Here is an 11422-nt window from a genome sequence, read left to right on the forward strand (position 1 = left end):
TTGGGGGGGGCGGCGCGCCGCCTGCCTGCGCTGGCACTGATTGCGCTGGCCATCATGGTGTTGGTGCTGCCGCAATTGATGCGTTTTGCGTTTTTCGACCCACCTTGGCTATGGTGGACGGGGCTTCAAGCGACGGGAATCCGCTCGGTCGATTATGTGCCGCTGTTTCCGTGGTTCGCACCCTTCTTGCTTGGTCTTGCCTGCGCGAAGCTGACGACCCGCGCGGGGCGATGGGACAGGCTTGCGCGCTGGCCCGCCCCAAAGGCCGCGCGGCCCCTGCTTTGGGCGGGGCGCAACAGCTTGCTCGTCTACCTGATCCACCAGCCCATCTTGATCGCGCTGGTCTGGGGGGCGGCGCAATTGCGCGGCTGAGTCCTTCATCTTTCCGAAAATACGCATGATCGACGCGGCCCCGCGCCGGCCATCTCAGGCCGCGCGCATCCGTCCGACCATCTCGGCCAGATCGCGGCTCAACCCCGGCTGGGCCGCCATCCGGTCGAGCGCGGCAAGGATCATCGCCTGTCGATCCGCATCGTAACGCCGCCATGTCTCGAAGGCCGTCGACATCCGCGCCGCCGTCTGCGGGTTGCGCGCATCGATCCGGATCAACCAATCCGCGACAAAACCATAGCCCGCCCCCGATGGGTCGTGAAAGCCCGCCGGATTGCCCGCACTCAACCCGCCGATGACGGCGCGGAAACGGTTGGGATTGTTCCAGTCGAACAGCGGATGTTCCGTCAAACGCCGGGCCAGCGCCACCGCATCGCCGGGGGCGGCATGGCTGATCTGCGCCATGAACCATTTATCCATCACCAGCCGGTCGTCTTTCCAGCGATCATGAAAGCGGTTGGCGATATCCGTGTGACCGATATCGAGCAGCGCGGTAAAGCCTGCGATTTCATCGGTCATGTTATTAGCCGCATCATAATGGGCCTGCGCGCGGGCCGGCCCCTCGGATAGCGTCAACAAATGCAGCGCCGCGTTGCGCAGCGCGCGCTTTGCGGCCTGGGCGGCATCGGGGGAATAGCTTGGGCCGGGGTCCATCGCGCCATACAGACGCGCCAGCACAGGGCCCAGCGCCACAGCCATCGCGGTTTGCAGATCGCGGCGCATGGCATGGATCATCACCGGATCGGGCACGATCCCCGCATCTTGGGCGGCCTGCGCGATGTCATCCTCCGATGGAAGGGCAAGGGCCAAAGCGCGAAAGGCGGGATCGAGGGTTTCATCCTCCAAAAGCCGCCCGATGGCCGCGAAGAGCCCTTGATCGGCTGCGCCGCCCAAAAGCATGCCCAGCAAGGTCTCGCGCACAAGGCTGCGGCCCGCCTCCCAGCGGTTGAAAGGGTCGGTGTCATGGGCCAACAGCACCAGCCGGTCGTCGCGCGACAAGGGTGCCTCCAAGATCACCGGGGCGGAAAACCCGCGCAAAAGCGAAGGGATCACCCGCTCCGGCAGCGCGCGGCCCGCCCCTGCGGTCAACGCCGCCAGATCGAAGGAGATCACCACCTCGGCCTGATCCAAGACCACGAGCGTCTCGGGCAAGATCTCGGCCCCGTCCTGATCCAAAAGGCCAAGCGCGACGGGGATCACCATGGGCGATTTATGCGGCTGGCCGGGCGTGGCCGGCACCTCTTGGCGCAGCGTCAGATGCATTTGCCCAGCCGCCACCACCCATGTCGCAAAAAGGCGCGGCGTGCCGGCCTGCCCATACCACAGCTTGAATTGCGACAGATCGCGGCCCGTCACTTCTGAAAATACCGCCAGCCAATCCTCGATCGTGCAGGCCTGCCCGTCATGCCGGGCGAAATAAAGATCCAACGCCGCGCGATAGGCCGCGGGACCGACAATCCGGCGCAACATGCCGATCACCTCGGCCCCTTTTTCATAGACAGTCGCGGTGTAGAAATTATTGATCTCGGCATAGGCCTCGGGGCGGACATTATGTGCCAAGGGCCCGGCATCCTCGCGAAACTGCCGCGCACGCAGTTGCAGCACATCCGAAATACGCTGCACCGGGGCTGAGCGTTCATCGGCGCTGAATTGCTGATCGCGAAACACGGTCAGCCCCTCCTTCAGGCAAAGCTGGAACCAGTCGCGGCAGGTGATGCGGTTGCCCGTCCAGTTGTGGAAATACTCATGCGCCACGATGCTTTCGATGAATTCATAATCGCGGTCGGTGGCGGTCTCGGGGCTGGCCAGAACGAATTTCGAGTTGAAAATGTTCAACCCCTTGTTCTCCATCGCGCCCATATTGAAATCATCGACGGCCACGATGTTGAAAATATCTAAGTCATAGGCGCGGCCATAGGCCTGCTCATCCCACAGCATGGACCGCTTGAGCGCATCCATCGCATAGGCGCATTTGCCCTCATCACCCGGCCGCACCCAGATATTGAGGGCCACATCGCGCCCCTCCATCGTGGTGAAGCGGTCGGCATGGGCGACCAGTTCACCCGCCACCAGCGCGAAAAGATAGGCGGGCTTGGGCCAGGGATCATGCCACGCGGCCCAGCCTGGCCCTTGGCCCACCGGATTGCCGTTGGACAACAACACCGGCAGATCGCTTTCGATGCGCACATCGAAAGGCGCCATCACATCGGGCCTGTCGGGGTAGTAGGTGATCTTGCGAAACCCCTCGGCCTCGCATTGGGTGCAGAACATGCCACGCGACAGGTACAACCCCTCCAGCGCGGTATTGCCCTCGGGGTCGATCGCGACCTCCGCCTCCCATGTGAATGCATCACCGGGCAGGCGCGCGGCCGCGACGCGCAAACCCGCCTCGCCCACCGCATATTCACTCCCGGCCAGTGCTACCCCGTCGATCGTCGCCCCGATCAGGCGCAGCCCTTCACCATCAAGCACCAGATCGCCGCCGCCACCCGCCGGATTGGCCCGAAACCGTATGCGCGAGACAACCCGCGTGCCCTTGGGCGCCAGCCGAAAAGTCAGATGTACATGGTCGACCAGATAGGCGGGCGGGCGATAATCGGCCAAATGGATCTGTTGCGGGCTGGTCGGGGACATCATGGCTCCTTGCGGCATGGCACAGCACCACGCTAGGCCCCCGCTCCAGCGCGCGCAAGCGCCCCCCTTTGACCGCCACGCGATCCCCGCTATCTGACCCGGCATGACGCAAGATGTTCTTGTTTGGTTCAAGCGCGATCTGCGGATCGCCGATAACCCCGTGTTGGCCCAAGCCGCGGCGCGGGGCGGACGCGTCTTGCCGCTTTTCATCGCCGAACCCGCGGCATGGGCACAAGCCGATGCCAGCGCGCGGCAATGGGATTTCGTCGCCGAAAGCCTCGGCGCACTGCGTCACGATCTGGCCGCACTTGGCGCACCGCTGATTGTGCGTATCGGCCCGGCGCAAGAGGTGCTGGACCGCTTATGCCGCGAAACCGGCATCCGGCTGATCCTCAGCCATCAAGAAACCGGCAATGGCTGGAGCTTCGCCCGCGACCGCGCAGTGGCCGCTTGGGCGCGCAGCGCGGGGATCACATGGCAAGAAATCCCCCAGCCGGGCATCATCCGCGGGCTTACCAACCGCGATGGTTGGGCCGCGCGGCGGGAGGGGGCGATGCGCCTGCCCGCCCCCCCCGCGCCCAGCGCGCTTGATGGTTTCGCACTCGATCCCGGCGCGATCCCGAATGCCCGCAGCCTTGGCCTTGCGGCCGATCCCTGCCCCGGCCGCCAACATGGCGGGCGTGCCGCGGGCAAGGCACTGCTGGCCAGCTTTCTTGCAACCCGCGGTCACGATTATCGCCGCGCCATGTCGTCACCGCTCCACGCCGACACCGCCTGCGCGCGGATATCACCGCATCTGGCATGGGGCACGCTGGGCAGCCGCGAGATCATCGGCCATCTGGCGCGCACATCCCCCCACCCGATCGGCGCGGCAAACCTGCAAAGCTTTACCGCACGCCTCGCATGGCGCGACCATTTCATCCAAAAGCTCGAAGATCAGCCGGATCTCGAATTCACCTGCCTGCACAGCGCCTATGCCGCACTGCGCCCCACCACCCCCGACCCCGCGCGGCTCGAGGCTTGGGAAAAGGGCGAAACCGGCATCCCCTTCGTCGATGCCTGCATGCGCTCCCTCATCGCCACCGGCTGGATCAATTTCCGCATGCGCGCCATGCTCGTGTCTTTCGCCAGCTACCATCTCTGGCTCGATTGGCGGGCGACGGGCCAGATCCTCGCGCGCCGTTTCACCGATTACGAGCCCGGCATCCACTGGCCGCAGATGCAGATGCAATCAGGCACCACCGGCATCAATACGCCGCGCATCTACAACCCGGTCAAACAAGGCCATGACCAAGACCCCTTGGGCCGATTCACCCGGACCTGGTGCCCCGAATTGCACGACTTGCCCGACACCCATCTGCACAGCCCTTGGACATGGCCCGGCGCGCCCGGCCTCTTGGGCAAGGCCTACCCCGCGCCGATCGTCGATATCGCCACCGCCGCACGCCAAGCGCGCGCTGCCATCTGGGAGATGCGCAAAGGCCAGGGCTTCCATGCCGAGGCCTCAAGCATCGTCACCCGCCATGCCAGCCGCAAATCCAAGGACTTCGTCAACGACCGCGCTCCCAAACCGCGCCACCGCACCAACACCTCGCCCGGTCAATTAAGCTTCGATCTATAAGACTTCTTCGTTTCATAAATATCCCGGGGGGGACGCGCCAAAGGCGCGGCGGGGGCAGCGCCCCCACTGGTCTGCGTCAAATGGCACGCTAGCTCGCCGCCCATGGCCCGCATGCGCAAGAAATCCGATCTGCCCCAAAAGACCTGCCTGACCTGCGGACGCCCCTTTACCTGGCGTAAAAAGTGGGAAAAGGTCTGGGATGAGGTGCGGTATTGTTCGCATCGCTGCCGGGATACGCGCGCCACAGCGACGCCCAAGGCGACACCCCGGACCGGTTAAGGGGGGCTGCGCGTTTCGGCAGCATGAAGAAGATGGACGCAGATCGGCTCTACGCCTACACAACCGCCGATTTCGGCCCGGAACTGCCCAGCGACCTGTTTGCCGCCGCCCAGACCGAGGCGGAGGTGCCGGTCTATCTCTCGCGCAATGCCCAACCCGTCACGATCACCCTGAACCAAGACCGCTTGGCCGAACCCGTACGGCTTTGCGGTATGCATTTCGCCGCCGGCGACAACGTCCGCCCATTATGGACATTGATCGATCAGGCCAAGGCACTTCGGTTGATCGCCTTACGCATCACCGCCCATGACCGCGAAAGCCGCCACATGATCGGCGCCTGCACGGTGCTGGCCAGCGTCTTGCCGCTCAAACCGGGGCAATCCTATCTGCTGGCCCGCCCCGTGACCGGGTCGGATATGGCAAACCCACTCATGGTGGGTTTCGCCCAAGGCAGCCGGATCTTGACCGATCAAGGCAAGCGCTTGGTGCAGGATCTCAAGCTCGGTGATCGCCTCTGGTGCAGCGATGACCAGTTTCGTCCCTTGATCTGGCGCGGGAGCCAGGTCTTGCCTGCGCGCGGGGTGGCGGCACCTGTCCGTCTGCGACGCGGGTGTCTGGGGTTGAGCGAGGATCTGGTGATCGCACCGCTGCAAGGTGTGCGCGTCGAAACCGATAACGGCCATGCCCTCGCGCCGGCCTGCGCCTTCGTGGATCAAGGCCAAGCGATGCGGGAATTCGGCAAGCAGGTAACTTGGCATCATCTTTTGCTCGAAACGCATGCGCTGATCCTGGCCAATGGGCTGGCTTGCGACACGCTTTGGAGCGGTGACATGCTTGCCGCGACAAGGCCCGATGATTGGCCCGACGATCTGGCTACGCCGAGCGCACCGCTCTTGCCACGGTTATCGCGGCATGACGCGCGGCAATGGTGCAGGTGACCCCCGCTGCGGTCAGAAATTCTTACCAAAGCCTGTTGCCGATCGGAAACTTTTTCCTTAATCCGGCCTTCAAGCGCCCGGTATGCGTTGGGATACCGGGCTGGGAATCGGAGCGAGGGGAAATTGCGATGACGAGCAAGGTGAAACGCGCGAAACTTCAGGTCGCAACCGCATTGGCAGCCTTCATAGAAACCCGCGCCTTGCCCGGAACGGGTATCGCGACGGATCAGTTCTGGGCCGGGTTCTCGACACTACTCCATGACCTCGCCCCCCGCAACGCGGCCCTTTTGGAAAAGCGCAAGGCGCTTCAGGAAAAGATCGATTCTTGGCACATCGCACGGCGTGGCCAGCCCCATGATGGCGAGGCCTATGAGAATTTCTTGCGCGAGATCGGCTACCTCTTGCCCGAGGGCGAGACCTTTTCCATCGACACCAGCAATGTCGACCCCGAGATCGCGACCGTGGCGGGGCCCCAACTCGTGGTGCCGATCACCAATGCCCGCTTCGCGCTCAACGCCGCCAATGCGCGTTGGGGTAGCCTCTATGACGCATTTTACGGCACCGATGCGATGGGCAGCCAGCCGAAGGCCGGCCCCTATGACCGGGGTCGCGGTGCGCGCGTCGTGGCGCGCGCACGTGTCTTTCTTGATCAGGCCTTCCCGATCGAAGGCCATAGCCATGCTGATGCCCGGCGCTACTATGTCGATCGCGGCCAGCTGTTGATCGACGACAAACCGCTGGAAAACCCTGCGAAATTTGCAGGCTTCGCGGGTCACCCCAAGTCGCCCGAGCGGGTGCTTTTGGTCAATAACGGGTTGCATGTCGAACTGGTCTTCGACCGGACCCATCCGATCGGCTCACGCGATCAGGCCGGTCTGGCCGATGTGCGGATGGAGGCGGCGGTATCCGCGATCATGGATTGCGAGGATTCCGTGGCTTGCGTCGACGCCGAGGACAAGATCTTGGCCTATGACAATTGGCTGGGGCTGATGCAGGGCAATCTAACCGAAACCTTCGACAAGGGCGGCCAAAGCATGACCCGCGCTTTGGCCCCGGATCTGCGCTATACCGCACCCGATGGCACACCACTTGAGATCAAGGGGCGCGCCTTGATGCTGGTGCGCAATGTCGGCCATCTGATGACCAACCCCGCCATCCATCTGGAGGATGGCTCGGAGGTCTATGAGGGGCTGATGGATGCGATGATCACCGTGCTGATCGCCATGCATGACCTGAAAAAGGACGGCGGGCTGCGCAACAGCCATGCAGGCTCGGTCTATGTCGTCAAACCCAAGATGCACGGACCCGAAGAAGTCGCCTTTGCCGACGAGACCTTCTCACGCGTCGAAGCGTTGCTGGGCCTGCCACGCTACACGGTCAAGCTGGGCGTGATGGATGAAGAGCGCCGCACAAGCGTCAATCTCAAGGAATGCATCCGCGCGGCCAAGCACCGGGTTGCCTTCATCAACACCGGTTTCCTCGACCGCACAGGCGACGAGATCCACACCTCGATGGAGGCGGGCCCCTTCTCGCGCAAGGATTTCATCAAGCGCAAGAGCTGGATCGCGGCCTACGAGAACCAGAATGTCGATATCGGACTGGAATGCGGGCTGCGCGGGCGGGCGCAGATCGGCAAGGGCATGTGGGCCAAGCCCGACGCGATGGCCGAGATGCTCGAGGTCAAGATCGAGCATCCGCGCGCAGGCGCCAATTGCGCATGGGTTCCCTCGCCCACCGCGGCCACGCTCCACGCGCTGCATTACCACCAAGTCAACGTGGCCGCGGTGCAGGAAAAGCTTCTGGCGGGCGGGCGGCGCGCCTATGTGACGGCCTTGCTCGATATTCCCATGGCCAGTTACCAGCGGTGGACCGAGGCGCAGATCACCCGCGAGGTGGAAAACAACGCCCAAGGCATCTTGGGCTATGTCGTGCGCTGGATCGATGCAGGCGTGGGCTGTTCCAAGGTGCCCGACATCAATGATGTGGCGCTGATGGAGGATCGCGCGACCTGTCGCATCTCGGCTCAGCATGTCGCGAACTGGCTGCATCATGGCGTCGTCAGCGAGGTGCAGGTGATGGAGATCATGCGCCGCATGGCTGCTGTCGTCGACAGGCAAAACGCAGGCGATCCGACCTATGTGCCGATGGCGCCCGGTTTCAATGGCATCGCCTTTGCCGCCGCTTGCGATCTGGTTTTCAAAGGCCGCGTGCAGCCCTCGGGCTATACCGAGCCGGTGCTCCATGCCCGGCGGCTGGAGTTGAAGGCAGCCTAAGACAATGGGGGCGCTGCCCCCGCCCGTTCCGGGCCCCCCCGGGATATTTTCGAAACGAAGAAGGGGCGCGGGTGCTGCGTTAACCTTAATGGGAGGTTGAGAAGATGATATCACTCGATCAAGCGCGCCAGATCATCGCCGTGGCGCGCGCGAAGGGCCGCGAGATGGGGCTCAAGCCCCTATCGGTTTGCGTGCTGGATGCGGGCGGGCATGTCTTGGCCTTCGAGCGCGAGGATGGCGCAAGCCCGGGGCGCTACGAAATCGCCCATGGCAAGGCCTATGGTGCAGTCATGCTGGGCATGCCCGGCAGCGCACAGATGGCGCGTGCGGAGGCGCAGGCCTATTTCATCGGCGCGGTCAACGGTGCTTTCGGCGGCAAGCTTGTGCCGGTGCCGGGCGGTGTATTGGTGCTGCAAGGCGGTGCCGTGATCGGCGCTGTGGGCGTCACGGGCGACACCTCGGACAATGACGCGACGGTCGCGGTGGCGGGGATCGAAGCGGCGGGTTTTGCCGCGCAGGCCTGAGAGCGCATCGGTGAAACATGCCTCATTTCCGGGCAATCGCATGGAAATGGGGCTATGTGCCGCCATCAAATCGTTGCGTTCGCCACGAATGGCGCTAGTTCTGGTGCCAATGAGAGGGGAGCGCATATGTCCCGGCCCGTGATCGGCATCATTGGCAACCACCATCTGATCAATGATCAGTACGCGACCCATGCGGGCGGCGCGATGAATTCGCAGGCCGTGGCCGAGGTGTCGGGTGGGCTTCCCTTGGTCATCCCCGCCGATCCGCGCTTCGTGTGCATCGATGCGTTGATGGAGGTCTGTGACGGATTCCTCTTCACTGGCGGGCGGCCCAATGTGCATCCCGAGGAATATGGCGAGGCGGAGACGGCGGCGCATGGTGCCTTTGATCGGGCGCGCGATGCGGTGGCCTTGCCGCTGATCCGGGCCTGCGTGGCGCGTGGGCAACCGATCCTGGGCGTGTGTCGCGGCTTTCAGGAGGTGAATGTTGCGATGGGCGGTTCGCTCTACCCCGAGATCCGCGATCTGCCGGGGCGGATGAATCACCGCATGCCCCCCGATGGCACCATCGAAGAGAAATTCGCGTTGCGCCACCCGGTGCGCTTCACCGAAGGCGGGCCGTTTCACCGGCTTTTCGGGGCGGTCGAGGTGATGACCAACACGCTGCACGGGCAAGGCATAAAGGCACCCGGCGCGCGGATCGTGATCGACGGCCATGCCCCCGATAGCACACCCGAGGCGATCTATGTCGCCGATGCGCCGGGTTTCACCCTGTCGGTGCAATGGCACCCCGAATATCGCGCGGCGCAAGACCCGGTGTCGCGTCCGCTTTTTGCCGCTTTCGGTGCGGCGGCACGCGCTTGGGCCGAAGGCCGCCACCCCATGCCGGTGGCGGAGGTCGCCTGAGCCGGCGGCAGGCCTAGCCTTGATAGGCACCGCGCAATTCGCGGATATGGGCGCGGATCTTGTCCCAAACCTCGGCATCAACCGCCTTGCCTGCGGCCCGCGCTGTGGCGGCTTTCCGGGCGGCTTCGGCTTCGGCCTTGTCACCATGGGCGTCATAAAGGCTACGGGCGTATTGCACGCGGTCTTTTTGGTCCATCTCGGCGTCTCCCTTGTTGTGGGCGGCCTTGGCACGGGCTGCGCCCTGTCGAGAGGATAGCAGAGTTTCGACCGGCCGATGTGCATGTTTGGTCTTTTGCCCGTCATGTCGGCATGTCATCGCCGATCGCGCGCCGTGGCGCGTCAGCCGAATTGGGCGAGCATCGCCTTGAGATCAGCAAGGCTGGCGGCCTCGGCCACTGGCTTGTCGCGTCGCCAGCGCGCCATGCGGGGAAAACGCAGGGCGACACCGGATTTATGGCGCGGGCTGGCCTGAATTCCCTCGAAGGCGATCTCGAAGACCAGCTGGGGCTGCACCGCGCGCACCGGGCCGAAACGCTCGGTCGTGTGGGCGCGCACCCATGTCGTGATCTCGCGGAACTCGGCATCGGTCAGGCCCGAATAAGCCTTGGTGAAAGGGACAAAGCCCGCCTCGTCGCGCACGGCGAAGGTGAAATCGGTATAAAGCGTCGCGCGCCGCCCCGATCCCGCCTGCGCATAGATCATCACCGCGTCGATGGTCAGCGGATCGAGCTTCCATTTCCAGATATCGCCGCGCCGCCGCCCCGCGTGATAGGGGGCCGCGAGGCGCTTGAGCATCAGCCCCTCGGCACCACGATCGCGCGCGCTGGCGCGTAGGGCGGCAAGCCCCGCCCAATCATCGGCCGCAATCGCGGGCGACAGGCGCAGGGGGACAGCACCGGGCAGATCGCGCAGCAGATCGGCCAGCATGGCGCGGCGCTCTGCAAAGGGGCGCGCGCGCAAATCCGCCCCCCGCCATTCAAGCAGGTCATAGGCCATGATGAGCGCGGGCGCCTCGGCCAAAAGGCGCTTGGGCACGGTCTTGCGCCCGATCCTGGGTTGCAGCTTGGCAAAGGACAGGGGGCGGTCCGCGGCGTGATCCCATGCCAGCACCTCGCCATCGATGACTGTGCCATCGGGAAGGGACGCGGCGATCAGGGCGGCCTCGGGAAAGCGGTCGGTCATCACCTCTTCGCCGCGCGACCAGAGGTGATGCGCACCCCCGCGCTTGATCAGCTGGCCGCGGATACCGTCCCATTTATCCTCGGCCAGCCAATCGGCGGGCGGGCCCAGATCGGCGGGGGCAAGATCAAGCTGATGGGCAAGTGCAAAGGGATAGGGCCGCGACAGCGCCGCTTGCGGATCATGGCCGTTGATCAGCCCCTCCCAATCGGTGGTGTCGGGCGACCAATCACCCATCAGGCGGTGGGTCAACTCGGCCCCATCCACGCCCGTTGCCTCGGCCAAGGCGCGCGTCATCAGCTTTTGGCTGACCCCCATCCGCCAGCCACCGGTGATCAGCTTGTTGAAAACGAAGCGCTCGACAGGGGGCAGCCCATCCCATGCACGCAAGACGAATTCACGCCGCGCCCCGTCATCGGCCCCATCCAGCGCGCGCAGATCGGCGATCCAGCCGCTCAGCCTTTTCTCGATCCGGATCGTGGGCGCAGGCAGGATCAGCGCGATGGTCTCGGACAGATCGCCCACCACGGGGTAGCAGGTCTCGAACAACCAATCCGGGATGCCTGCCGCCTCGGCCGCCCACAGGCGCAGCTTGGTGGTGGTGATGCTGCGCCTTGGGCGACGCCCCGACAAAAGCGCCACGGTCCAAAGCCGGTCAGCATCGGGGGCGGTGCGGAA

10 protein-coding genes are annotated in these 11422 nt (G+C 64.5%); 7 read left to right on the forward strand and 3 right to left on the reverse strand.

Features of this window, described 5'->3' with window-relative positions:
- Positions 1-372: DUF1624 domain-containing protein (locus tag ACTG4J_RS06650; protein WP_439138123.1), on the forward strand; the 372-nt coding region annotated here is incomplete at its 5' end.
- A gap of 54 nt (positions 373-426) precedes the next feature.
- Here ACTG4J_RS06650 and pepN read toward each other — a convergent pair.
- On the reverse strand, positions 427-3024 hold the full coding sequence (gene pepN / locus ACTG4J_RS06655) for an aminopeptidase N (protein ID WP_439138124.1): 2598 nt from the start codon (positions 3022-3024) through the stop codon (positions 427-429).
- Positions 3025-3127: 103 nt separating this feature from the next.
- Between pepN and ACTG4J_RS06660 the strand changes: the two genes are divergently transcribed.
- The 6 genes from ACTG4J_RS06660 (at position 3128) to ACTG4J_RS06685 (ending at position 9565) form a co-directional block, all read left to right on the forward strand.
- On the forward strand, positions 3128-4645 hold the full coding sequence (locus ACTG4J_RS06660) for an FAD-binding domain-containing protein (RefSeq protein WP_439138126.1): 1518 nt from the start codon (positions 3128-3130) through the stop codon (positions 4643-4645).
- 111 nt (positions 4646-4756) lie between these two features.
- Positions 4757-4924: a DUF2256 domain-containing protein gene (locus ACTG4J_RS06665; RefSeq protein ID WP_439138127.1), complete on the forward strand. Its 168-nt coding sequence runs from the start codon at positions 4757-4759 to the stop codon at positions 4922-4924.
- Positions 4925-4947: 23 nt separating this feature from the next.
- Entirely contained in the window at positions 4948-5862 is a 915-nt protein-coding gene (locus tag ACTG4J_RS06670; RefSeq protein WP_439138128.1) for a Hint domain-containing protein, read from the forward strand.
- 128 nt (positions 5863-5990) lie between these two features.
- A complete protein-coding gene (locus ACTG4J_RS06675; RefSeq protein ID WP_439138129.1) occupies positions 5991-8135 on the forward strand; it encodes a malate synthase G in 2145 nt (714 codons plus the stop codon).
- A 104-nt stretch (positions 8136-8239) separates the two neighbouring features.
- The gene (locus ACTG4J_RS06680; protein WP_439138131.1) at positions 8240-8659 is read left to right on the forward strand and encodes a GlcG/HbpS family heme-binding protein; all 420 of its coding nucleotides are present in this window, start codon (positions 8240-8242) and stop codon (positions 8657-8659) included.
- Positions 8660-8785: 126 nt separating this feature from the next.
- Complete coding sequence (locus ACTG4J_RS06685) at positions 8786-9565, forward strand: gamma-glutamyl-gamma-aminobutyrate hydrolase family protein (protein ID WP_439138132.1); 780 nt, start codon at positions 8786-8788, stop codon at positions 9563-9565.
- 13 nt (positions 9566-9578) lie between these two features.
- Here the strand turns inward: ACTG4J_RS06685 and ACTG4J_RS06690 are convergent, their stop codons facing one another.
- Both ACTG4J_RS06690 and ACTG4J_RS06695 read right to left on the reverse strand, forming a co-directional pair.
- Positions 9579-9761, reverse strand: a complete 183-nt coding sequence (locus ACTG4J_RS06690) for a hypothetical protein (protein ID WP_439138134.1) — start codon at positions 9759-9761, stop codon at positions 9579-9581.
- Between the two features lie 143 nt (positions 9762-9904).
- Positions 9905-11422 (reverse strand): ATP-dependent DNA ligase (locus ACTG4J_RS06695; protein WP_439138135.1); only part of this gene is annotated, 1518 nt, incomplete at its 5' end.

Source organism: Roseicyclus sp. (assembly GCF_965662675.1).
GTDB lineage: Bacteria > Pseudomonadota > Alphaproteobacteria > Rhodobacterales > Rhodobacteraceae > Roseicyclus.

Excerpts from the sequence above, each read along its gene's own strand:
- pepN (WP_439138124.1), bottom strand. The coding sequence starts at position 3,024 with ATGTCCCCGACCAGCCCGCAACAGATCCATTTGGCCGATTATCGCCCG.
- ACTG4J_RS06660 (WP_439138126.1), top strand. The coding sequence starts at position 3,128 with ATGACGCAAGATGTTCTTGTTTGGTTCAAGCGCGATCTGCGGATCGCC.
- ACTG4J_RS06665 (WP_439138127.1), top strand. The coding sequence starts at position 4,757 with ATGCGCAAGAAATCCGATCTGCCCCAAAAGACCTGCCTGACCTGCGGA.
- ACTG4J_RS06670 (WP_439138128.1), top strand. The coding sequence starts at position 4,948 with ATGAAGAAGATGGACGCAGATCGGCTCTACGCCTACACAACCGCCGAT.
- ACTG4J_RS06675 (WP_439138129.1), top strand. The coding sequence starts at position 5,991 with ATGACGAGCAAGGTGAAACGCGCGAAACTTCAGGTCGCAACCGCATTG.
- ACTG4J_RS06680 (WP_439138131.1), top strand. The coding sequence starts at position 8,240 with ATGATATCACTCGATCAAGCGCGCCAGATCATCGCCGTGGCGCGCGCG.
- ACTG4J_RS06685 (WP_439138132.1), top strand. The coding sequence starts at position 8,786 with ATGTCCCGGCCCGTGATCGGCATCATTGGCAACCACCATCTGATCAAT.
- ACTG4J_RS06690 (WP_439138134.1), bottom strand. The coding sequence starts at position 9,761 with ATGGACCAAAAAGACCGCGTGCAATACGCCCGTAGCCTTTATGACGCC.